The following is a 23,800-nucleotide window of genomic DNA, read 5'->3' as shown; positions in this document are numbered from 1 at the left end:
TTGTTTTCATCTTTCTCTCTTTCCAGACAGAGCAATTATCTGGCACAATACTGTCCCTGGAACCGCAGTAGTTTTGCTGCTGTAGTCAAGCGGGGAAGGGATACTTGAAATCATTGGCGGTCTTGCTCAGCTGTCTGGTTATCACTGCTAGTCCTGGGTTTGGCAGTCTCACTCCCTCTGTCTGGGGTCAGGTAAATTTGCTGACTGTGAGTGACCTAGAAATTGTGGGTAGCACGGTGTTTACAGCAGCGGAGCTAAGAGCACTGGGAGCAGATGTCATAGGCAAGGAAGTGACGATCGGGCAGTTACAATCGGTGATTACCAGGATTAATGAAAAGTATCAATCCCTGGGTTATATCACCTCGCGGGCTGTCCTCAGTCCCCAGACAATCCGGGGGGGGGTGGTACGCATAGACATTATTGAGGGGAAGTTAGAACGGATTGACATCCAACGGGGGGCAAGTTCAGGGCAAAAGTTGCAAGATGATTACTTTCGCAGTCGTTTGTCCTTTGACCCTGATAAACCTCTGAATTTCATCACGATCGAGGAAGAACTACAAAAACTCAGGGAAAATCCCCTCATCAAAGACATCAAAGCCACCTTGCGGGCAGGGAGTGGTGAGGGTTTGAGTGTTTTACAGGTAATTGTTACAGAAGCATCGTCCTTCATCACGCAAATTAGCCTTGACAACTACGGCAATCCGAATACGGGCATCTGGCGGGGCAATCTCTCTGTAACAGAACAAAACCTCACAGGCAGGGGTGATGGTCTCACAGTTAGCTATACCCGATCGGGGGCAGCCAACACGTTGGCGGGGTCCTATACTCTACCCCTCAATCCCCAGGGGGGAACGTTGACAATTCAAGGTTTAGCAGGTGTCAATCCCATTGTGGCAGAGCGGTTTACTTTCAATCTAACTACAGAGTCCCGCTTGCTGGAGTTGACTTACAAACAGCCTTTCTTCCACACAGCCAGTGCCGAATTGAGTGTTAGTTTCTCCCTCGCTTCTGAGGAAAGTCGCATTCTGATTGACCAGGCGCTGATCCCTGACGGAGAAACCCGATCGACGGTACTCAGGTTGGGGCAGGAATATCGGGGGCGGGATGGGATGGGGGGATGGTTTGCCCGCTCGGTGTTGGGCTTTGGCATCGATGGCTTGGGGGCGACCATTCGATCGGGGGCGCCTGATGGCAGGTTTTTTACCTGGGGGGGGCAATTATTGCGGTTGCAAAAATTAAGTGAAGACCAGGAAACGATCGGGCAGTTGCGGTTGCAGTTTCAGTATGGGGGGGACTCCTTGCCGCCGTTGAATCGCTTTGGTTTGGGTGGTCCCCTATCGGTGCGGGGTTATCGCCAAGGTTTCATCACAGGCGATAGTGGTGTGCAGGGTACGATCGAGGTGGAATTGCCCTTGGCACGGAATGAGTTTGGGCGCAGCGTGGTGAAAATTGTACCCTTCATCGATGCAGGCACAGTCTGGAATCAAAATGGGAACGGGGACAATCAAACTCTATGGGGGATAGGGGCAGGTCTCAAGTGGCAAATTTCCCCCCAGGTGCAATTCCGCTTGGATTATGGCATTCCCCTGGTCAGTGTGGAACGACGGGGTAATAGTCTGCAAGATGAAGGTATTTATTTCTCTCTTTCTGGTAGTTTTTAGCTGGTTATCTCTTCTAGTCTTTGCATTACCTGTTTGCCCAGATTGAGGTTGTGTAACCGATCGATTTCTCTCACACCTGTGGGGCTGGTGACATTCACTTCTGTTAGATAACCGCCAATCACATCAATTCCCACAAAAAAGAGTCCGTCAGCTCGCAAATGGGGAGCAAGTAGGGCACAGATATGTTTCTCCCGCTCGGTAATTTCCGTTGCTGCCACGGTTCCCCCCGCTGCCATATTGCCGCGAAACTCCCCTGGGCTGGGAATGCGATTGACCGCCCCGATCGGTTCTCCTTCCAGCAAAATAATGCGTTTGTCCCCTAACTTTGCCTCTGGTAAGAAGCGCTGCACCATGACAGGGGTTTTCCCCCGATCGGTACTGATTTCAATCATAGAGTTCAAGTTGGGGTCATCAGGGGTGAGAAAGAGAATGCCCTCGCCGCCTTTACCACCCAAGGGTTTCAATACCGCTTTACCCTCCTGCTGCACAAACTCCCGAATCTGCTGCCGGTCGCTGGTTACGATCGTGGGGGGCATGACCTCTAAAAAGCGAAGAGCATAGAGCTTTTCATTAGCCGATCGGATACCCCTAGGAGAATTAATCACCCAAGTACGCTTCCCTTGTCTGAGGGCAGATGCCCTAGGGTTGGTGAGTTCGTGAGATTCCCTGGGATTGGTGACGCTCTCAGATTCCCCGTGGTTGGTGAGGTTCTCGAACCAACGATCGACATAGTCCAACAGATAGGTGGCATAGAGGTACTGGCTGGTAACGGGGGGGTCAGTACGCATCCACACCACATCCATGGCTTCTAGGGGCAGCCAGCGGGGTTCACCTACCTCATACCAAGGCTGGGGCGCTACCCACAACCCATCCACCAACTGCACAGGGTAAATTTGGGTGGGGCACAGACGGGCATAGCACTTTCCCCCTTGGAGAGACAGACCAGCGATCGTAGTAGTGAATACCTCATGCCCTTCCTGACAAGCTGCCTCCATCAATGCCACCGTGGTATCGTGGGTGGGGTCAAGTCCTGGCAGGGGGTCAAGGATAAAGGCTAGTTTCATTTAGTTCGCTTCGATGAATTCACTAGGCAGCTACTAGAGCTTCGGGGCGCTTGATCTGACGGAGGAATTCCTGCAACGGTTCTCCCTCGATCACCTCTGACTCTAGCAGTTTTTGTGCCATGGTTTCTAGTAGCTCCCGATTCAACTTGAGAACCTCTAGTGCCCGCTGATGTCCTTTTTCCACGATCTCCTTGATCTCCTGGTCGATCATCTCCGCTGTCTTCTGGCTCATGAACCGCTGATTGGTCATTGCCCCCAGGAAACCATTTTGCTGCTGTTGGTAGGCCAAAGGACCCAATACCTTACTCATGCCGTAGGTGGTCACCATCTTTTCCGCTAGGTCTGTGGCTCGCTGGAGGTCATTAGCTGCCCCCGTAGTGATGCGTCCAAACACAATCTCCTCCGCCGACCGTCCCCCCAACAAAGTGGCAATCTGGGCCTCCATATCCTCCTTGCTCATTAAGAAGCGGTCTTCCTGGGGCAACTGCAGGGTGTAACCAAGGGCTGCCATGCCTCTGGGCACAATCGAGATTTTTTCCACCTTCCCCGCCGCGGGGGAGAGGGCACCTACGATCGCATGACCCACCTCATGGTAAGCCACAATCTTCTTCTCTTCCTCACTCAAAACGCGGCTCTTCTTCTCTAGACCAGCCACCACCCGCTCGATCGCTTCACTAAAGTCCTGCATTTGCACTGTAGAACGCCCTGCCCGTGCTGCCAACAGCGCCGCTTCATTGACCAAATTTGCCAAATCCGCCCCTGCAAAGCCAGAAGTGCGCCCGGCAATCACACTCAAATCCACACTGGGGTCAAGGGCTACTTTACGGGCATGAATCTTCAGAATCGCCTCCCTACCAATTTTGTCGGGACGGTCAACCAACACTTGCCGATCGAATCTGCCAGGACGTAATAGAGCCGGGTCAAGGCTTTCCGGACGGTTGGTAGCTGCCAGGACAATGACTGTAGTGTTATCCGCATTAAAGCCATCCATTTCTGTGAGTAGTTGGTTGAGAGTCTGTTCCCGCTCATCATTGCCGCCGTAGAAACCACCACTAGTGCGGGACTTACCGATCGCGTCTAGTTCATCAATAAACACAATGCAGGGAGCTTGCTTTTTCGCCTGTTCAAATAGGTCGCGTACCCGGGCAGAACCGACACCGACAAACAATTCCACAAACTCACTACCAGAGATGCTGAAGAAGGGTACACCGGCTTCCCCTGCCACCGCCTTAGCCAGCAGAGTTTTGCCCGTCCCTGGGGGACCCACCAGCAACACCCCCTTGGGAATGCGTGCCCCGATACTGGTATATTTTTCTGGGGTTTTCAAAAACTGGACAATCTCTTCTAGTTCAGCCTTAGCCTCATCTACACCCGCCACATCACTAAATAAAACTTTGGGTGCATCTCCTTGCACATAGACCTTAGCCTTACTCTTAGAAATTTGCAGTCCCCCTGGGGTAGCTCCCCGGTTAAACAATTGGAAAATGCCAACAAAAATTAGGGGTGGAATAATCCAACTTAACAACGTCCCCAACCAGTTATTCCCTTGGGGGGGAGCAGCGGCAAATTCTACCCTATGTTGTTCCAGTAGTTGGGGCAAATTGAGGTCAAAAATTGGTGTGGTAGATAGTACTTCCCCAGGACGATCGGGGCTAGAACTGCGCAATTGATACCTGATTTGATCCTGTCCAATAAATGCCCGTGCTACTTGGTCTTCCTGTACCTGATGGATAAACAAACTGTAGGGTACTCTAGGAATCTGATTGGAGAGTAATTGGGGCGCAAAGATGTTAAAGATAAATAAACCTACGCCAATGAGCAGAAAAATATTGCCGATCAAGCGCGATCGGGAACGTTTGGGGTCTTCGTTTTTGATCGCCATAGGGGTAATTGATTTACACTGATAGATTCATTATAGGAGTGGTCAGCGATATACTCGGTTCGGATTTCCTCCTAACCCTGGGACATAATGCAATTATGAGCATTTCCCTGCAGCTTGCTCCCACTCTCCTTGCCGATCGATATTTCTGGATAGGGCTGTAATGTACTGGTGTCAGTTTGGGCAGAGAAAAATAGCAAAGTGAAGAAACTAATTAAGATTAACTGGCAGATGAGTCTGACTTTTTATCAGCAATAGAATGTTTTAGTGAACTCCACAGAGTTAGGATAAAAACTGGTTGGAACTTTGGTTTGCGGTCACCTGCTGTGTATTCTTTCCTAACCCTGCCAGGGCTTAAATAACGGGAATTTATTTCCCCAATTGCGGGAGGAGTCCCTGCTAGCAAGTAAATTATATTTGTATGCTCTGTTCTGTTAAGAACTATTAATCAGTAGCTATTTATTTTGGGGCTAGCAAAACCTGATTCACCAGAGTTTCTGAGGTAGTAAATCACACATCTCTAACTCCTGAAAAGAACAGAAGTCAGTAGGAGTTGTGATTCCTCCCCAGCAAAGCTAGTAATTTCAGTAGTCACCACCCTTGCGAAAGGCAGTAAACTGAGGAAAAATATAAAGCTATGCGAATTGCGATACTTGGTGCAACTGGTTTTATTGGCTCTCGGCTGGGGCAAGCGATTCTCGATCGGGGTGATCAGCTCTTTGTCCTCACTCGGAGTGTCGCCAAGGGACAATCTATGTTCCCGACAGCAGCAGTGGTGGACTGGCAAGATGACCGATCGGTATCCTTGGCTCTGGCAAGTAGTGAGGCAGTAGTGAATTTAGCAGGGCGTTCTATTACTGACCCCTGGACAAAAAAAGTAAAGGAAGAAATTTACCGTAGTCGCATCGACACTACCAAACGTTTAGTTAACCTCTTGGCAAATTTAGACAAGCGTCCCACTGTCCTGGTCAATGCCAGCGCCATCGGTTATTACGGTTCCAGTTTGACTGCCCAATTTGACGAAAATAGCCCCAAGGGTGAAGGTTTCTTGGCGGATGTCTGCGCTGATTGGGAAGCTAGTGCCGATCGGGCAACAGAACTAGGTATAAGGGTAGTGAAGATTAGAATTGGGATAGTCCTCGATCGGGGTGGTGGGGCATTGGGTAGAATACTGCCTATTTTTCAACTGGGGTTAGGGGGAGTAATCGGCAGCGGTGACCAGTGGTTCTCCTGGATACATCGAGAGGACTTGGTTAGATTAATTTTGTTTGCCATCGATCGGGGTGAGGTTCAAGGAGTTTTGAACGGGACAGCACCCCAACCCGTTACTAACCGAGAATTTACCGAAGCACTGGCAATACAACTACAGCGTACTGCCCTTTTACCTGTTCCTGCTCTAGCTCTGAAAGTAGTTTTTGGTGAGGGAGCTAGCATACTACTAGAAGGTCAAAAAGTCCTGCCGCGAGTCACAACAGAGAGAGGATTCGAATTTACTTACCCTACCTTGGAGAATGCATTGGCAGCAGTTCGTAATTGTAAATCATAAAAATCTGTTGGCTGGTTGGTCATTACAATCAGCTTCACCTTGCTTAAACGAATTGACAGATCCAAGATGAGAGGTAAATCTAATGCAGCGCAGTTTTTGATTTGCTCCACTGCTTCTGTCACCCTTAATGACAATATAAACATTCTGTAAGCTAACACATCCACTTCCCGTGTCTATAGAACCATCTGGCGCAAATCTAACGCAAATTACCTTCTGACCGCCTGCTCCTGGGAACTCGGGGATAGTAAAATTACCACTTACCCCCACCCTAACTCTTTGACTATCCTTGATACTACCAGGGATAATTGGCTGCCAGTTCCAGTTGTTCACATCTGTCCTATAAGCTCCTGTGTTTGGTAACTTAGCATTGTGCACGCCAACCTCTATCTCTCCAGAGCCGGCTGGGTTACGCCTTATGCTGAGTTGATATGTGATTTTATCCCTCTTCGCTTTGCTTTGAGCGTCCTTAATTGCAGAGAAAAGCTTACTTTGTGCATTGTTAATCCTAGTCGTGTTCATCAAACCGCTATAGCCACGTGCACTCAAAGCTGCTAAAATTCCTGCAATCACTATGACAGCAAGCAGCTCCACCAACGTAAAACCTTTGTCAACTTCCCTCGGTAACCTATTCAATCTCAACATAAACACCCCCCTATTCTAGTCTTGTATATCGATAGCGCTGCGACCCAAAACTCGTACACTAGCCGTAATCAAGAAATTTGCCTTCCGATCGCCCACAGGCTGTATACGTCTTACCTCACGGTTGTTGTATATTCGAGCCAGTGCGTTGCCTCTAATGTATACCCTAGCTGCATTTTGCACAGAGTTGACGCACACAAAAAAGCTACTAGCATTGTCTGCTCGAACGGGATTTGTATTCGGGTCAAAGCTACTAGGAATTCTTTGGGTAGCAATATCCAGAGTATTGTTACCATCTATATCCCCGTTAGGTGGATTCCGACCAACACCCTTAGCGGGGTCAGCACAGTCTATGTTGTCATTGAAAAAGCGGTTTGCTCCCACTCCTCCCAAAACCGTTATATCTACATTGTTAGGTCTGATGGGCACAAATATAGAGCCAGAAGTGGGATTGTTATCATCTTGGTTACCAGTGTAGAAAGTGTCATCGACAAAATCAAGAATTACTTGTGGTGCGTTTACAGTGTTTGGCGCTATGTTATAACCTACACCCGCATTACGCCACCTGTTCATCCGATCGCGAAAAGTGCCTGCCCCACTAACATCGAACCTCCTAAAATTTTGGTCAGGTAAAATCCAGTAATTGACATCATTTTGCCTAACTATAGGAGCTCGGTTCTGGAATGGAGGCTGAAAGCAGTTCTGTTGTGGGTTTGCATCTTGGCAATCTGCTCTAATGCCATCTCTGATTTCAATTCGCTCTATCTGCATTGCGTTGGATCGATCCAAAGCGCCTGTCCTATTACTCCTTAGGTAGTAGGCAACTAATGCATAAACAAATACACTGTCTCCCTCCCCAGTTCCTCTTGGCAGCGCTTTTATAGGTCGGCAAGTGTTAGAAGTGTTAGAGGGATTAGCACACGAACCCCTATTTGGTATGCTCGTAACAAACTCCCGATCGTAAAAGTGACGTTTCCAGAACACCAGTATTGGTACTCTGTCAGCAGATACCCCTGGCAGTTGATTTCTAATCCCCGGTGGGTCGTCCGTGCTACTTCTCTCTACCCCATCAGCATCATAGATATAGACCGCTTGCTTGAGGTCATCAGCAATAAAATCCAGGGCAGCTTGAATCTCTTCCTGTGTCTGCACCTTTGCCTGCTCTCTCTGGTCTGTTTGTAAAATGTTGACCAAAAAAGCTAGTAAACCACTCAGCATAATACCTGCAATCAGGGAAGCTACTAGTAGTTCCAGTAAAGTGAAGCCACTAATCTTAGCTCTACCTTCCCTGAGATATTTAAGAATAAATTTCCATAGTAACTGCTTCATAGTTAGTTCCCCAGTCGCCTCAAAATTTCAGGAGTATTGGAAGTATTTGTCAGTATTTCCGCTCTCACCACTACTACAGGACAAGCCCGGTTACCTAAATTGCGGGTGAATACAGTTCTTTGTCCTCGGCATTGAGGCTCGGTAGGTAAGCCCCTGTAAAGAGTACCGCTAAACCCATCAGCTCGATATACTCGTACACCCAAGACAAAGCCCTGATTCCTAAGGGCATTCTCCCTTTCCTGGGTAGTGTTTGGCTCACCAGTAGCAGGGGGGGTAGGAATGATGCGAGTACGCATGGGCTGAAGTACAAAATCGAAGGGGTCACCTACTCTCCAACCATCATTATTACCGTCTATCCTTGTACCTCGCAGAGCCGAATTACCAGTGATTGGGTCGGTCAATGGCAAATAGGTAGCTGGATTTGGAGGATTGATAGCCTCAAACGTTGTCTGTCCAGCTGCAGCGATCTGACTACTAGGTATGTCAGCAAGGGAAATGATCCTCGCTCGTACCGCTTCCACATAGGATCGAGCTGCCTGAGTCGCCAAGTCCACACGCCTTGCCTGCACTCTAGTGGCTACTGCCAGAGTAACCATGGGCAAGAGAGCTGTCAGGAGAATGCCCAGAACGATTACTGCCACCAATGCTTCAATTAGAGTAAGACCCTTTTCTTGACTAAACCTTGCCAGCAGCCACTTGTGCACGACCCTCATAATCACTTCCCTCCCCCTAGTTATATGTAATAGTACCAGGAAAACCAGGCAACCCCACTGCCTGAGCACAATCTCTAGGCAAATCATTACCTCTAAGGGCAGTCGTTCTGTAGTCAGTAGGTTCTGCATCTGTACCTACTCCCCTGCGACTTTCATTAGTTAGGTTGTTTGGTTCAAGGGCACACATGAGGTGCTTCACGTAGATGTCCTCTGCACTCACCTCGCGGAAGAATTCGTCAGGTTTGGGTAAAGCAGTAGCGAACCTGGAGGAGAATAGGTCAGGGAGCTGAGTTAGCAACCCTACATCAAATCCAAATAACCGAATAGGAGGTGAGAAGAAAGGTATGCTCATAGCTGTAACACTGTTCGAGTACTTGCGGAATCTGCTTAGAGGAAATGCTCCTCGCTGGGAATCAAGAGGATTGACCCACAATGTGGGTATGTCGCTACTACTGTCACTGTTTGCCAGACTCAGGTCCGTGTAAGGGAATGTTTGCATGTACGGACCAACCGCATACCTACTTCTAGTGTTTTGCAGGAAACCACCCGCGATTCTAAGCGGTACACCAGTCCAGCTCTCTAGTAGCCTTACAAAATTGAGCAGACCACCACCTGTCTCGGCACTTTGCACTTGTTGACCCCCAGTATTGTTGCTTGCAGGAGTTGCCGAATGATTAATGTTCCTAACATAGGGTACGCCAGCACGAGAAGGAACATTTCCAGCAACAAAGTATACGTTTACCTCTACCCTGTTAGGATTGGCGGGATCATTGCCAGCAGCATCAACTTGCGCAGCCCTCATTAGCCACTGTCCGCCTCTTCCGTTGTTCCGCCCATTCATACTCTCTGTAAATCTATTGTTCCAGTCTGGTTCGGGCATGTTGGCAAAAGTTGGTACTCCTGAGGGGTCTGCAGCAGGCGCATGTAGTTGTAGGACTGGTAAAACTATCGGCTGATCAGTAGATGTCATGGCTGCCGCGATCGTATTGCGGTTGATGCCAGGAGAGTTGGTAGAAGTTTCCTTAGCATGGAAACCAAGGAAGCGCGCCCCTCTGAAAGTCACATAGAATGTTCTATCTGCTATTGGGTCATCCAGTCCTGTAGGCGCATCTGTGGTGTCTTCATTTGACGGGTTGTAGTAGTCAAACAGTAAGTTGTCTCCACTTGTTTGGACAATAGTCTCTGGGTTTCTCTTTACTAGCACAGGGCTATTGGGAGCAGAGGGCTGGAGAGCAAATATCCTCGACACATTCAAACCTGTGGAGTTTGTTTCGTTACTACCCGTATTGGGGGTATTACCAATGAAGTTACCTACCAGAACTGTCGGTTCTTCCTGCCTACCTCTAATAGTCAGAGCTGTAGGTCCGGTTCTGTCAAACAGCCAGAATACATTGTTGGGATCAACTCCATCTAGTCTTATGCGCAATCCTCTGATAGTTAGGTCTTCGTTTGCGCTTGCTCGGAGAACAAAAACTGGACTTGGACCAAGCCTGCTACCATCATCACGAGTACCGTCTGTGGGATCACCAGGATCATCACGATTGACTCTCAAAGTAAGGGTTAAGCCCTTTGTAGCTGGGTTCTGAATCTGACCATCGTTGGTCTCATCCAGCTCATCCAGTCCCCTATCGCTTTCGTTTACTGGTAGTGGAGCGTTACTAGGAACAGCATTCAGGTCAATGAAGTTGATTCGATTGTTGGCAAATGTGTTCCTTGCCTCAAAAGTAATTCCTATAACACGATTTTGTTCATCCCTGGTAACGTTTGGGCGTGGCCTAACAGCGTTAGTAATGGCTGTGTTAAGCCTGTTGCGGAAATTGTTGATTACCTCTCTTATTCCTTGTGGACAGGAGCCGTTTGTAAATGGTCTGTCTACAGCTTGGTATGCCTGTATTCCTTGCCATAGACCAGTGGAACCACAGATCATATAGGCAGAGGCTGGTACAACTGCAGAACTACCTGTACTGGAGTTCTGATCACTGGGGTAATGGGGATTAAATGGCAAATTCAGGTTGGCTATGTCAGGAGGAGCAGTCGCTACGCCTTGGTTGGTATTACCCTGCCCAAGACAGCGTTCATCAACGAAACCATCTGTCCGAACACAGACAGTTTCAGGCAGTATCAAGCGAGAACCATGATTCAGGTTCCCCCTATTGTTACCTGTACTACCTCCACCAATCTGCGGCCATGAGTGAGTGTAGACTAACACATTGTTGTTGGCATTGTAATTGAGGCTATCCTCTTCTCCAATCCAGTTCCAGTTGCTCCCTACGTACCGATACCAGAGGGTCTGAGGCTGATCTGTGGCAGCATTCGGCAGGTCTTCCCTCATACCTGGAGGCATAGGTAGCTCACCCCTCGGAGTTGGCTGATTTACTCTGGATGGGGCAGGGAAAGGAGCTAGAGCTTCGTTACTAAAGATTGTTCCTCCTGCCCGCCTCATTAGGTTAGCGTTAGGGGTGTCGCACCTGTAACCTCTCACATAACCTCTTGTACTTGCAGTATTTGGAGAACCACCCGCCGTAGCAGGATCAAAGTCACAAGTCTTTTGACTAAAGCTTCCACCGTAGTTACCACCTGGGAAAGGATAAGCAGCACCGACTGGCAGTACTGCCTCTGACCCCGAACCCGTGAGCATACCAAAGACAGGGAGAGGAAGTGCGTTCTGTCCTGGTGTAGGTGTAGGCGTAGGTGTGGGTGTAGGCGTAGGTGTGGGTGTAGGCGTAGGTGTAGGCGTGGGTGTGGGTGTAGGCGTAGGTGTAGGCGTGGGTGTGGGTGTAGGCGTAGGTGTGGGCGTAGGCGTAGGCGCAGGGCAAGTAGCTCCATTGCCTACTGTCCGCCGTCTTATTAGCTGTCTTTGGGTCAAGATTCCGTCATCCTGATTCGGTGTTCCAACTAGAACATCGTTAACGACATCATCGCTTATCAAACCACACCCCACGACAATAACATCTGGTTGGTATTGGGGGGGGATATATTCTGTCCTCGTAATTTGTTGAGTGATTTGAGCAGTAGCTGGGTTCGCTCCTGCTATGTCTGCTCCAACTGGATTAGTCAGCCTAATCCTCAGGTTCTCGTTTTGCTCATCTCTTATGTCTCGCACAACAAGGGCAGTGAGCTGACAGTTTGTAAAGCTGGTACCTGCAGGGAAAAACACCGTACTCACTTCCGTCCCAACAGGTAAGGGATTGTTGCTAGCATCTACACAAGTGTTTGCTTGGGCAACATACACTTTATCCAAAGCATCGACCAAAGATGAATTCTCTGTTTGATTGTTGTCTAATTGACCTGTGGGTGGACCTACCCTCGCTTCAGTTGGCCCTCCACTGTTAGGTACAACTTCCACATTTACTCGAGCTGCAGCAGTAGGAATAGGATTGTTCAACCTAACTGTAAAGGTAAAGCTAGAGTAGGGTACAAGACTTGTGTCATTAGCTGGAGCTACAGTAATGCCGCTGAAGTTGCTTACAGTTGGTGTAGGTAAAGGAGCAGGAGTAACATTTACGTCTCTCCTTCTTCCCTCCCCTCGTGAATTGAAGTTAGTTATTTCAACAGTTGGTCCAGGGGGAGGTGGACAAGGTACATCTCCGTAAAACCTGTTGTTGTTCGTTCTGTAGGGAGTATTCAACCCTCCTCCCAGTACCTGAGGTACAGTAATGGCACCATTAGCAACTGTTTGCAATATGGGATAAACCTGGTTATTCCCTGGGCTGAAGGAGTTGTTGCAAGTAGAGGCAAACACAAGTGCCTTGTTGCCGTCACCATAGATGTCGTCATACCGCAGGAAAGCAAGACGCTTAGCAAACCGCTGATCATGGGTAGCAACGAAGCGAGGTAGAGAAGGATCATTAATAATTGGTGTACGGGTTGTTCCTGCCCCTACTTTTTCCCAATCACTAGGAGTGCATTCGGACAGAGGCAACTTACGGCATATTTCCATGTTAAACTCTCTTGCCCTCGCCCGCCTTTGCACAGGCGTTACACCGTTTGCGTTGTAGGAATTGCGATTACCGCGGGGGAAAAAGTCACTTGTACTGCCACTTATACCGTCTTGCCTCTCGGGATCAGCAGGAGCTAGATAGTTGGCACTTGTCACAAAGTTGTTATTGAAGAAACCTTGCTTGCGCCTCGCTACCACGTAGTAGCTGTCCTTTATCTTTTCAGAATTCAAATTGAGAGTACTTTGCCAGTTAATGCTAGTAGAGGTGTTAGCATTGTTGCGCAAGTCAAAATCTCCATCAGAGCGATAGCCATCTCGCCACTCTCCTGACAAGACCGTTACAGCATCAGCTATGACAGTTGCTGGCCTCCATTCATCTCCCACAGCACAGGTGGGTGTCTGCTCTGGGCGACAGGCAAAATTCGTGTTTAGGTCACCTCTGATCCTATTGTAAAAATTGCTCCAGTCATCGAGAAGACGTTGATTAAACTCCTCTTGAGTGTGCACATTGAAGCCGACCGGAGTAGTGTTAGGTGCAGGATTAGCCACCCTCTGGGCACGGATATATACAGGCAGGTTGGAAACAAGTATTAGTCCCTTTTCTCCTCTATTTTCTTCTCTGTAGGGGGGCTGGGTTGTACCAGAAACAGTTATGTTGCCAATCACATTGTTTAAAGGGTCATCCAGAGCAGCCTGATTCTGTATGCCGTTGTAGCTACGCCACAGACGGTAGCCATTTATCAGTCTTATACCTGACACTTTGCGCGTGGGGTCAACACGGAAGTCTGTGCTGCTCAAAGCCCTGCGTGTGTTAATGTCTGTAAGCAAGGGAATGACGTTCCCGTTTGGATCCAAGACAGGATTGCCATTGGCATCTCTCTGTACGTTAAAGAAGCTAAGGTCTTCTAGGGCATCCTCACGCGTCGCGTAAATCAAACCACTCATGGGTAGCAGGAAGTCTACCCCTACGCCAGGGTTATTGCCACCTGTGACCCTTGCTCCTCTCATACGATCGAGGTCAAGGTCTGTCACTCTCACCTCTAAGGGCTGTCTCTGCTCTACCTCCAAGTCGTAAATATCAGCTCTAGCAGGTTGCCGGGGAATTGATCCGCCAGTCATACCAAAACCCGCCTCTGTGAGAGATTCATTGCGATTGAGGGACTTCACTTCCCTTGCGTCAAGGAAGGCAGACTCTTTGATTGCTCCCTGGGGTATTTCAACCGTAGCCCCGTTCATGTTGATGATAGCAATGTCTTGGCTATCTGTAACCAGTGTGGCTGCACCATCCAAAATCTGTAAAGCACAGATGTTGGCGTCCAGTGTAGATTGTTCTGCGATCGAAAGATTAGCGTTACCCTGTGAAAGCTTAATCATCACCTCACGGAGAGGTTCATTGACGAATCTACCATTCGGATATATCAGATTGGCTTGATAAGCTAGGCGTTGGGCGATTGAAACGTTCCTGTTGGTTGGATCAGAGGCAGCTGCAATGACATTGAACTTCCCATCGACAAAGGCAGGTACACCGCCAAATCCTGCTTGTCCAGGTAAAGGAATCTGGTCTGCTCTGTAAACTAGACCGTTGTTTGATCTTCCTTGAAAATTGAAATTCCAGGGAGAGTTAACGAAATTGATACCACCTAACAAACCAGCACCACCGTTGTGTACTCTACCGTTTCTGGCAGTCCTGAAAGTCGAATTGTCTAAATATTGACTAATACAAGCAATCGGTCTCTGTTGGACTAGAGGGTCTGGGTTGAAAGCACTAGCCTTGTAGTGATACACCGCTGCTGCCCGCATTTGTAAGTGCCCCTTACGAGCAGCACGCCTAAGAGCATCCACCCTCTCAGCTGGGCTAGCTACTGGATTAGGAAAGCCCGCAGGTAATGGACCTGTGGTAATTATTGCACCGTTGTTTGTTCCATCGACCGTAGGCAAACCATTAGGAGCCAGAGGGTAGTAGCCTGCATCAGGGCCTGGTACTTGAATCTGTAGAACCCGATCGGCAGCACTTGTAGCGTAGGGATTGGCAAAGGGTCTGAGGTTCTGATCTAGGTACACAACTGCACCAGACATGGGCATGGAATCTGGCCAAACTACATAGTTAAGTTCATTAAACCCATCATTAGGAGTAGGGTCAGGGGCAGCAAAAGTTGCCTCATTAACTTCAGTGATAGGATTATCTACCGGCCGACCATTCCACAGGGGAGCAGCTGATTCATCTATTAGGTTTGTAGCTGGGTTATCATTAAAGCCTGTGTAAAATCTGGGTAAAAATGTATGTTCAGGTCGAGCACTGTAGATACCTGCGTTTGTAACTACCCTTAGCCCCCCAGTTACAGGCGATTCGTTAGGAGTAGCTCCTCCATCACTAGGGTCGGCAGCAGCAGACAACTCCCAGAACCCTCCTCTACTGTTCTCCCCCAGAGCAGCTAAAGTAGCAGCACGAGTGTTGCGATAGCGAGGCTTGCCAGAAGCAGGATTATTCTGGTTGTTGGGGTCATTGAACATTATTGAGTTGTTAGTAGTATACCAGTTGGGAGTTGTCTCACCAACGTAGACAGGAGGGGTACTAGAGTTGCCATCATCATCAAGTAGCCACTTAGCAGGTAAGTTGTTACCTACACGCACCCGATCGCCCAGCCATTGCTCTATATCGTTGCGTTCTGCCAAAGTTTCAGGTCCAACAGTAGAGAGTGCCAAAATGGGGTTACTAGCAGATTTCAGTGTCAAGCCGTTGTTATCAGTTCGCAGACCTCTCCCATCGTAAGTTGTGTAGTTGCTGATGTTTTTTGTAAGGTTTCCGCCGTTTGTGTAACCAGGTAGTGCCCATGCAACTGGAGGAGCCAAATCCTTTCCTCCCCCTAGAGAAGCAGGAATATCAATCTCAGTCAAGCGAGAATTGATGGGAGGTAGGGGGGGGGTAACACCATAGGGGACTTCCTTGTAGGAAACCTTGGCTACACGAGCACGGAAGTATGCCTCCAGTGCCTTTCTTCTTGCCTCTGCTGTTCTCGGTCCAGGAGTGGATTCAAATATACCTTCGTCTTTAATGCGGCCTTTTAGATCTGCTTGAACAGCAGGAGGATCTTCGTAATTCGGGCTATTATACTGAAGTTCGATGTTGCCGGCAGACCTTGTGACCCCAGTCAGTTGAGCGCGAGCTAGTGCTGCTTCAACCAGAGCTTCTACGCGACGATTAAACTCAAAATCATTGGAGGTAGCTAGGTTACCTGTCTGTGTGATAGTTTGGTTATTATTGTCAATAACTTGCTGACCATTAGAGACGGTATTGGGAGGTACACCTTGACCCTTATAGAGGTCGACAATCACACCGTTTAACTCTGCAAAATTGGGATCGTTGCTCAAAGCATCTCCTTCCACTATATTGCCCGCTACATTCACTTCAGCATTCTGACGCTCGTAGTAGCAAGAACCAAGAGTATTATCGGAAGCTGGGTTTGTACCAGAACTACTTACTTGATAGAGCTGTACGGGAAGGTTCGGTAGAGAACCAATCATCAGATTTCCACCAACGTATATTCTACCATTGAAGTTGAAGCGTGGTGGTCTACTAACCTCTAGGTCACCCTCAAACCAGGCAGCATTGTTGTTGACGGGATTACGGGCACGGTCCTGTTGCAGTTCTAGAGCTGAAAGGGAACGAACACCACGATAAACTTCAAATCTGGCAGGGTCAGTAGCAGGTACTCCAGGAATCGCTGTAGCTGGAAAACTTTGGCGGTCGGTAATAGGAACAGTGACAGCATAAACATAAAACGCTTTCTTCAACCTGTTGCCACCACTTGTCCAACCTTCACTAGTTGCTACTCTCACACCAGTTGCACCAGCACAGAGACTTGATAGGGTAGTCTGATCGAAGGGTAGTGTCCGAACTTCTAAGGGAGAGGAAGAACGATCGAGTGGATTGAAAGGTGTGGTACTGTTACGCCCATCTGCCATATTGGGAGGACGAGTGCGGAAGACAATGCTGTATAACCCATAGGTGTCGTATAAACCGTTGCCATCTGTGTCGATCGGAAATTTCCAAGCTGTGCTGATAAATTCTTTGTCAGCAATATCAGGGTCGGTGACTTCAATCCTATCGTCAGCTGCTCCTGTTGTTACGTTGCTGATTCTGCCCCCAAAGTCGCTAACAATTTGTAGACGTGTTTCATCAGCAAAGGTGTATTTGGGTGCCTTCATTACAGAGTCAAGAACTGCCTCGTTGGGGGTGGTACGAGGTAGATTGTCGTCGTTGAGTAAAATTTCTAGCTTGGCACGGGCGCGATCGATTATAGGTGCATTAGCAATTTCAAACACTTGTTCTACGCGGGCATTAGCGGCACTTTGGGCACGGTCTGCCGATCGGGCTACTACAGCCAGAACCAGTACAGTAGTCGCGATCGTGACAAAGACTACAGTAGGCAAGATAAAACCTGCTTGAGCAGCTCCACGACGCATCAAATTACGGATGAATTTGCGGCTAATACGGAAGGGACTACCAACCCTAATTAACCATTTCCTTAAGTTGGATAGGAGAGACAGGTAGAACTTGCGTACTCTGCTTTGCTCACGACTACTCATATTCCGTTGCCACCTAAATGATCACACTAGGATTCTACCCAGGGCGAGAGAAAAATTAACATTAGTCCTAATTGGGAGTGGGTGCAGGAGGAAGCAGACGGCTGATGATTATGCCTATCAAGAGTCCCCCGATCGCTATAGTGCCAATTAATTTGCGCAGTTGTCTTTGCTTTAATTCTAGGAACTTAAAGATTTCCCCCAGAATGCCCAGAAAACCTGCTATTATCCCAGCCACGATCGGGAACAGTTTGGGCGGGAGAGTATTGCTAAGACTATCAGTGGCGAAGTAGGCAAAAAGGGCAAAGGCTAGCCCCCCCAGAATTTCGTAGGCAACAAGGTTTCTCTTGAGTGTCTGTGGATTTTCCTCATTTTCCACCTGACCCCAGCCTAGGGCAATGATTAAGCCAGTGATGACTAAGGAAACAATTAGCCCTCCCAACCCCCGACGCTGAAAAACGAGGGTATTGGCTACCATGGCGGGGAAGAGACTCCCCAAGCCTCGCACAAGAGCTAACACTGTCCCCACACAAGTGAAGATCAAGAAACTCAGCGCTAGGAAGTCCCCCCGCCTGAAGGTCACGTCCACATCAATTCCGATGGCAATGTACCCGATCGTTATTACTGCTAAAGACCCCAGCACTAACCAGCCCACTGGAATATTGATCATTGGCCGCCTCCCAGTTAAACAATTGTTTGAGTTTCTGAGGTTGTAGGAATGTTGCCCCGATCGTTATACTTACATATTCCCTTTTGCCGTCGCAAGTGTTTCTACTGTGACTTTGCCATCACCACAGGCGGTAGGTCATTAATGAGGGAGTATGTAACAGTTTTGTGCCAGGAGATAAGGGACACGATCGCTAACCTGGGCACTCGCTCTAGTTTAACTACTGTATTTTTAGGTGGTGGCACACCTTCTCTGCTGACGGGGGAAGAAGTAGGGCAAATTATGCAGACCATCAGAGAGGGTTGGGATTTAACTCCAGATGTAGAAATTTCTCTGGAAGCCAATCCTGGCACAGTGTCTCTGGCATCTTTGCAGTCCTATCGGACAAGTGGTGTCAACCGCATCAGTTTGGGGGCACAAGCCTTTCAGGATCATTTACTCGATTGCTGTGGTCGTGGGCACAGTGTAGCGGACATCTACGAAGCTGTCACTTTAATTAAGCAGGCAGGGTTCACTAACTTCAACATTGATTTGATCTCTGGCTTGCCTTACCAAACTATGGAGGAGTGGGAGGCATCCCTCCAAAAAACCATCGCCCTTGCTCCTACCCATGTGTCGGTTTATGATTTAACGATCGAGGCTGGTACTGCCTTTGGCAAACGCTACCAACCAGGCTGTCCCCCTTTACCCCCTGAGGAATTGACGGTCGAAATGTACAAAGTTGCCCATGCACTACTGACCAGGGCAGGCTACCGCCACTATGAAATTTCCAACTATGCTCGGCCTGGGTATGAATGTCGGCACAATCTCACCTACTGGCGCAATCAACCTTTTTATGGTTTTGGCATGAGTGCTACCAGCTATGTCAACCAGTGGCGGTGGGACCGTCCCCGTAAAATCCGCGCCTATATGGAGATGGTGCAACAAAAAAACTATCCCCCCCCTGTAGCAGAAACAATAAACGATCGGTTATTTGATACTTTAATGCAGGGTCTGCGCCTAGCGGAGGGACTGAGCATAGCAGAACTCCGTCAGAACTTCGGTGCCGCAACTATAGAGAGAGTCAGTCAACATTTATCCCCATTTGTGTCCAAGGGTTGGTTAAAAATTGACGATCGCCTACGGTTTGTACCCCTAGAGGGCTGGCTGTTTTCCGATGTTGTGAATATGTCCCTATACGAATTGCTAGTGGGGGAAAGATGACCGTCGTTTTTGTCGGCGTTCCCTGACTTTTGCTAAAGTTGCCACGTCGGAAATAATCATCTCCCTTGCCGATCGAACCAACAACCCCGCCACAGTTAAGCTAGCCAACATCGCATTCCCACCGTAGCTGAGCATAGGAAAAGGTAAGCCAGTTGTTGGTAGTGCCCCCGTCGCCACTCCGATATTCAAAAACGCTTGCCCCACCAACAAAATCGTCGCCCCCGTCGCCACCAAACGAACAGTCATAGTTTGACTGCGCATCGCTACCCGCAAACCCAAGGTGGCAAATACTGCCAGCAAGAGTAATAACAATGTGCAACCCAGTAAACCAAACTCCTCAGCAAACACGGCAAAGATGAAATCCGTATCCTGAATGGGCAAAAATGATTTTTGTTCCGACAAACCAAACCCCTTGCCCAACACACCTCCTGAACCAATCGCCATCAAACTCTGGGTCAGCTGAAATCCATCCCCCGCTGCATCCTTCCAGGGGTCTAAAAACATCAACAGACGACGGCGCTGATAATCCTTGACAGTAACACTCAAAGTCGCTACCAATATGCCAGTGAGAGCCACTCCCCCCAACTGCAACCAGGGCAGACCCGCCGCCATTGCCATCAACCACAAAGTCGTACCGTAGAGAGCCGTCATACTCAAACTAGGCTGCAGCAGAATCGCCCCCAAGGTAAAAGCAAAAATGCCTAGCCAAGTCAACCGATCGCGCCAAGCTATCTGATACCAATTGGCAAAGACCCGCGCTGCCTGGAGAATGATAAAGGGTTTGAGCAACTCCGAGGGTTGGAGCAAAAAACTCTTCCCCACCGCTAACCAGCGACAGGAATCATTGATACAGACAGTTAAGCCTGGGACATAGGTAGCAAGCAGGAGCACCAAAACCGTGAACAACCCGATCCAACTCCAGCGCACCATGGTACTGACAGGCAGATGCACAACCACCTGAAAAATCAACAACCCAAGTGCCGCCCACAGTAGTTGTTGTCCAAACAATTTAGCACCTTGACCAAAATCCCAGTCTGCTGTGATAAAAGAAGCGGAAAAGAGAATGGTCAAACCCAAAAACAGCCATAGAAAAGTGAGCCAGCGCAACACCCTGGCTTCCATCGTCCATTCCGTAACTGAGGGGTCAAGAAAGGGCAGGAACTTTCTCACAGTATCGGGGAGCACAGTGCATACCCATCATAAAGTACATAAATGACTGCTTGAGCAGAGGGACGTGTAAGAAGTTTAATCCCACCTGCCTGATGATTTGACACCACCATATCTCATTGGAGAATAAACGATTGCTAAAGTCCGTCAGGGAAATTACGCCCAAATTGTCCCAGTAACGCTGAGCTTCATACTGTTGCAGTATAGTCGCTGCCCCTGGGTCTTCAGCCTGGTAGAGCAGTTGTCGCAGGCAAGCCACATCCCTAATGCCCAAATTCATGCCCTGCCCTGCCAGGGGAGAAGTAGTGTGGGCCGCATCCCCAATTAACAGAAAGCGGGGTCTAATGTACTGATGGGCATGTAACCACTGGGGTGTGTAGTAACTCAATTGCGTTGACAATAAAGACACCTTGCCCAATTCAGGGGGAAACCGCCGTTGTAACTCCGCCTCGATCGTCTCCCTGTCTAAATGCAGCACCCCCTCTACTTCCGACTGTCTCACTGTCCAGACCACTCCACAGTGGTTGCCCTGCAAAGGTAAGATGGCAAAAGTACCTGTAGATTGGAATCTTTCATAGGCGACGTTGTGGTGGGGATTGGTGATTTCTACCCGCAGGACGATACAAGCTTGGTCGTAGTAACGCCGATCGGTCTTGATACCCATCTGTTCTCTGAGAAAGGAATGCTTACCATCCGCCGCTACCAATAGTTTTGTGGAGACATAGTAAGTACCGACCTCACTGACAACTTCCACCTCTAGGGCAGACTCTTTCACTTTCACACCTGTTACCCTTGCTGGGCACATGATTTTTAGATTAGGTGCAGATTGGAGTGTGCGCCAGAGAGTAGCCAAAGTAACCTGATTGGGGAGAACATAGCCCAGGGCATCTACTCCCATTTCCCTTGCTTCTAGCCAAACCCTCGTCGGCATATCTCCATCGGTGATGATAATTTTGTGCATAGGCGTTGCCCCACCCGCCAACATCTCCTGCCATACCCCTATGGTTTGCCAGTAGAGCACTGACCCCCATGCTACAGCGCTTGTCCTGATGTCTCCTGTAAAATTTCCCTCCCTGTATTCCGATCGGGGTTCCACTAGTCCTACCCGCAAATTACTATGGCGTAGACCACAGGCAAGGGCAGCACCCACCAGTCCCCCCCCGACAATCAGCACATCAAACATGATATCTTAATAAAACTTAGCATTTATAGTTTAGCGCAGTCTATAGCAAAATGCAGGTAAAGGAATTTTGTTTCTTAAAATTGCTCACAGGTTATTCCCTGGTAAATTTACTACAAAATGTGGCTAACTTAAAACATGAATCTCCTAATAGACTATTACTAAATAGTCAGCATTAGTCTGACAGAGTGCATATCCCCTGTGCTTGACACTGACTACAAACATTGTTATCTTACTGGCACAGTGTGAGGGAGACTATGACCAAAGTGATAGGGGTAGGCTGTGCTTTTGGGGCAATAGTATGGTGCCCCATTGTACTAGCGCAAACGATCGGGCTAGAGTTGGAAAATGTGGACAAAAACCTGCCCCCTATGGCACAGGTCACTAGTGTGTCCCAGTTATCTGATGTACAACCAACAGACTGGGCATTTAGTGCTTTACAGAGTTTGGTAGAACGGTATGGGTGTATTGCCGGGTATCCCGATCGTACCTATCGCGGGCAGCGCCCCCTGAGCCGTTATGAGTTTGCCGCAGGGCTAAACGCTTGTTTAACAAAAATCAACGAACTGGTAGCAGCGGGTTTAGCCGACAAAGTTAACAAGGATGATTTAGCGATCCTACAAAGATTGCAAGAGGAATTTGCCGCTGAGGTGGCTGCCGTAAAGGGGAGGTTAGATAGTTTAGAGAAGAGAGTTACTAGTATAGAGGGACAACAATTTTCCACCGTTGCCAAGCTGGGCGGGGAAGTAGTATTTGGCTTAGCGGGGGCAACAGGGGCACCTACAGGTAATAGTAACCCCAATGTAGTATTTCCCTATGTGGCACGGTTGCAGGTAGTGGCATCCTTTACGGGCAACGATCGGTTACGGATTGGTTTACAGTCTGCCAACTTTGGTACAACAGGCAGCAACGCTGCTTTAGGTTTTGGGCGGCAGGAAAACCTCAACACCCAGATGGCATTACTGTCCTATCAGTCTAGTACCGACAACAACTTCGCTATTGAGAATTTGGAGTACAGGTTCCCTGCCTTTGACGACAGAGTTGTGTTTACGATTCGTCCGGCGGGGTTTAGTTTGGGTTCCGTGCTCACGCCTAATTCCCCTTACTTTGACACAGGGCGGGGTGCTATTTCCCGCTTTGCCGAAGCTAGTCCCCTGTTTAAGATTGGTAACTTGCAGTCAGGGGTAGGTTTTGACTGGCTATTGAGCGACCAAGCCCGATTACAATTTGCCTACGGGACCCGCAATAGTGCCGATCCCAGGACAGGTGGCATTACGGGGGCAGAGAACAGTGCTTTAGGGGTACAGTTGCTCACCAAACCTGCGGATACCGTGTGGGCGGGGATTGGTTACATCAATGCCTATTCTGCCAGGGGGGAGCTAGCTACTTTAACCGGTAGTTTTAATGCGGATAATCCAGGCATTCTGTTTAGTGGTGATCCCAGATTGCAGGCAACGCAGACCAATGCCATCAGTGGCACCCTGAACTGGGCAATCAGTCCTACGCTGCGCTTAGGGGCATGGGGGGGCTGGACATTTAGCAATTCTGTCAATTCTTCAGCCTATGCCAACTCCACTACTTATTTGTTTTCCTTGGGTTTAAGCGACCCCTTCGGTAGACAGGGAGATGTTTTGGCATTTTTATTTGGGCAACCACCCCGCCTAACGGAAGGACGGACAGCCACAGGGGCAACCTTTAGTGACCCCGCCGTGGGATTGCACTATGAGGTCTTCTATCGCTACCGCCTCGATCGGAACATTTCTATTACCCCTGGATTCTTCTTTGTCACCAATCCCAATCACGTCAGTGGCAGGGACACTATTTTTGTGGGCACAATTCGTACTGTCTTTCGTTTTTAAGGAGAATGAGTATGTGGAAACAAATTTTAGTTTGCACCCTCTTAGTGGGAGGAGGTTTGGCGGCAGAAGCACAGGAGCGCAGTACTCCCCGTCCTAGTTTTTTTGAAGAGGAACGCCGCCTCAACACACCGACAGAAGTAGAGATTAGGGAAGACCGCGAAGCTCGGCAAAGGAGCGGATTTAGTGCAACTTTCTTGACAGATGCTCTCAATGGCGTAAGTGATCCAGGAGTAGCTGCGGAGTCTCGAAACGCTTTGACTACTGTTAATATCACCCCTGCCAGAACTACTGGTACTTCAGAGCTAGTGCCCCTAGGTATTTTTGTGCGACCCCCTGCTACAAGATAGTTAAAATTTTGGGAACTGTTGT

At 48.8% G+C, this 23,800-nt stretch carries 14 protein-coding genes; 5 read left to right on the top strand and 9 right to left on the bottom strand.

Features of this window, described 5'->3' with window-relative positions; all coding sequences use genetic code 11:
* Window positions 1-104: 104 nt before the first annotated feature.
* Window positions 105-1,661, top strand: a complete 1,557-nt coding sequence (locus NZM01_04055; GenBank protein MCS6959200.1) for a ShlB/FhaC/HecB family hemolysin secretion/activation protein — start codon at window positions 105-107, stop codon at window positions 1,659-1,661.
* On the opposite strand, the gene gshB is transcribed toward NZM01_04055, so the two are convergent.
* Together gshB and ftsH are read right to left on the bottom strand one after the other, a co-directional pair.
* Window positions 1,658-2,725 carry a glutathione synthase gene (gshB, locus tag NZM01_04050; GenBank protein MCS6959199.1) on the bottom strand — a complete coding sequence of 356 codons (1,068 nt, stop codon included), beginning with the start codon at window positions 2,723-2,725 and terminating at the stop codon, window positions 1,658-1,660. The genes NZM01_04055 and gshB overlap by 4 nt on opposite strands.
* 22 nt (window positions 2,726-2,747) lie before the next feature.
* A complete protein-coding gene (gene ftsH / locus NZM01_04045; GenBank protein ID MCS6959198.1) occupies window positions 2,748-4,607 on the bottom strand; it encodes an ATP-dependent zinc metalloprotease FtsH in 1,860 nt (619 codons plus the stop codon).
* A 634-nt stretch (window positions 4,608-5,241) separates the two neighbouring features.
* Between ftsH and NZM01_04040 the strand changes: the two genes are divergently transcribed.
* On the top strand, window positions 5,242-6,150 hold the full coding sequence (locus NZM01_04040) for a TIGR01777 family oxidoreductase (protein ID MCS6959197.1): 909 nt from the start codon (window positions 5,242-5,244) through the stop codon (window positions 6,148-6,150).
* On the opposite strand, the gene NZM01_04035 is transcribed toward NZM01_04040, so the two are convergent.
* From NZM01_04035 to NZM01_04015, 5 genes are all read right to left on the bottom strand, one after another.
* Window positions 6,145-6,792: a type II secretion system GspH family protein gene (locus NZM01_04035; protein MCS6959196.1), complete on the bottom strand. Its 648-nt coding sequence runs from the start codon at window positions 6,790-6,792 to the stop codon at window positions 6,145-6,147. The genes NZM01_04040 and NZM01_04035 overlap by 6 nt on opposite strands.
* Window positions 6,793-6,807: 15 nt before the next feature.
* Window positions 6,808-8,118 carry a hormogonium polysaccharide secretion pseudopilin HpsC gene (gene hpsC / locus NZM01_04030; GenBank protein MCS6959195.1) on the bottom strand — a complete coding sequence of 437 codons (1,311 nt, stop codon included), beginning with the start codon at window positions 8,116-8,118 and terminating at the stop codon, window positions 6,808-6,810.
* A gap of 2 nt (window positions 8,119-8,120) precedes the next feature.
* The gene (locus NZM01_04025; GenBank protein MCS6959194.1) at window positions 8,121-8,831 is read right to left on the bottom strand and encodes a type II secretion system GspH family protein; all 711 of its coding nucleotides are present in this window, start codon (window positions 8,829-8,831) and stop codon (window positions 8,121-8,123) included.
* 16 nt (window positions 8,832-8,847) lie between these two features.
* A complete protein-coding gene (gene hpsA / locus NZM01_04020) occupies window positions 8,848-17,358 on the bottom strand; it encodes a hormogonium polysaccharide biosynthesis protein HpsA (protein MCS6959193.1) in 8,511 nt (2,836 codons plus the stop codon).
* A 67-nt stretch (window positions 17,359-17,425) separates the two neighbouring features.
* The gene (locus NZM01_04015; GenBank protein ID MCS6959192.1) at window positions 17,426-18,025 is read right to left on the bottom strand and encodes a hypothetical protein; all 600 of its coding nucleotides are present in this window, start codon (window positions 18,023-18,025) and stop codon (window positions 17,426-17,428) included.
* A gap of 48 nt (window positions 18,026-18,073) precedes the next feature.
* On the opposite strand from NZM01_04015, the gene hemW reads away from it, so the two are divergent.
* Window positions 18,074-19,225 carry a radical SAM family heme chaperone HemW gene (gene hemW, locus NZM01_04010; protein MCS6959191.1) on the top strand — a complete coding sequence of 384 codons (1,152 nt, stop codon included), beginning with the start codon at window positions 18,074-18,076 and terminating at the stop codon, window positions 19,223-19,225.
* Here the strand turns inward: hemW and NZM01_04005 are convergent.
* Together NZM01_04005 and NZM01_04000 are read right to left on the bottom strand one after the other, a co-directional pair.
* Window positions 19,208-20,395 carry an FtsW/RodA/SpoVE family cell cycle protein gene (locus NZM01_04005; GenBank protein ID MCS6959190.1) on the bottom strand — a complete coding sequence of 396 codons (1,188 nt, stop codon included), beginning with the start codon at window positions 20,393-20,395 and terminating at the stop codon, window positions 19,208-19,210. The two genes, hemW and NZM01_04005, sit on opposite strands and share 18 nt — an antisense overlap.
* Window positions 20,370-21,575: a UbiH/UbiF/VisC/COQ6 family ubiquinone biosynthesis hydroxylase gene (locus tag NZM01_04000; protein ID MCS6959189.1), complete on the bottom strand. Its 1,206-nt coding sequence runs from the start codon at window positions 21,573-21,575 to the stop codon at window positions 20,370-20,372. The genes NZM01_04005 and NZM01_04000 overlap by 26 nt, the downstream gene beginning before the upstream one ends.
* A gap of 254 nt (window positions 21,576-21,829) precedes the next feature.
* On the opposite strand from NZM01_04000, the gene NZM01_03995 reads away from it, so the two are divergent.
* Both NZM01_03995 and NZM01_03990 read left to right on the top strand, forming a co-directional pair.
* On the top strand, window positions 21,830-23,431 hold the full coding sequence (locus tag NZM01_03995; protein ID MCS6959188.1) for an iron uptake porin: 1,602 nt from the start codon (window positions 21,830-21,832) through the stop codon (window positions 23,429-23,431).
* Between the two features lie 11 nt (window positions 23,432-23,442).
* Window positions 23,443-23,778, top strand: coding sequence for a hypothetical protein (locus NZM01_03990; GenBank protein MCS6959187.1), 336 nt, complete (start codon window positions 23,443-23,445; stop codon window positions 23,776-23,778).
* Window positions 23,779-23,800: the final 22 nt, after the last annotated feature.

The sequence above is a fragment of the Pseudanabaenaceae cyanobacterium SKYG29 genome (assembly GCA_025055675.1).
In the GTDB taxonomy this organism is placed as follows: domain Bacteria; phylum Cyanobacteriota; class Cyanobacteriia; order Pseudanabaenales; family Pseudanabaenaceae; genus M5B4.
This window is presented reverse-complemented; position numbering and strand designations above follow the sequence as displayed.

Coding starts and splice junctions, on each gene's coding strand:
- NZM01_03995 (MCS6959188.1), top strand. CDS start 21,830: ATGACCAAAGTGATAGGGGTAGGCTGTGCTTTTGGGGCAATAGTATGG.
- NZM01_04025 (MCS6959194.1), bottom strand. CDS start 8,831: ATGAGGGTCGTGCACAAGTGGCTGCTGGCAAGGTTTAGTCAAGAAAAG.
- hemW (MCS6959191.1), top strand. CDS start 18,074: ATGTTGCCCCGATCGTTATACTTACATATTCCCTTTTGCCGTCGCAAG.
- NZM01_03990 (MCS6959187.1), top strand. CDS start 23,443: ATGTGGAAACAAATTTTAGTTTGCACCCTCTTAGTGGGAGGAGGTTTG.
- NZM01_04000 (MCS6959189.1), bottom strand. CDS start 21,575: ATGTTTGATGTGCTGATTGTCGGGGGGGGACTGGTGGGTGCTGCCCTT.
- NZM01_04015 (MCS6959192.1), bottom strand. CDS start 18,025: ATGATCAATATTCCAGTGGGCTGGTTAGTGCTGGGGTCTTTAGCAGTA.
- NZM01_04040 (MCS6959197.1), top strand. CDS start 5,242: ATGCGAATTGCGATACTTGGTGCAACTGGTTTTATTGGCTCTCGGCTG.
- ftsH (MCS6959198.1), bottom strand. CDS start 4,607: ATGGCGATCAAAAACGAAGACCCCAAACGTTCCCGATCGCGCTTGATC.
- gshB (MCS6959199.1), bottom strand. CDS start 2,725: ATGAAACTAGCCTTTATCCTTGACCCCCTGCCAGGACTTGACCCCACC.
- NZM01_04035 (MCS6959196.1), bottom strand. CDS start 6,792: ATGTTGAGATTGAATAGGTTACCGAGGGAAGTTGACAAAGGTTTTACG.
- hpsC (MCS6959195.1), bottom strand. CDS start 8,118: ATGAAGCAGTTACTATGGAAATTTATTCTTAAATATCTCAGGGAAGGT.
- hpsA (MCS6959193.1), bottom strand. CDS start 17,358: ATGAGTAGTCGTGAGCAAAGCAGAGTACGCAAGTTCTACCTGTCTCTC.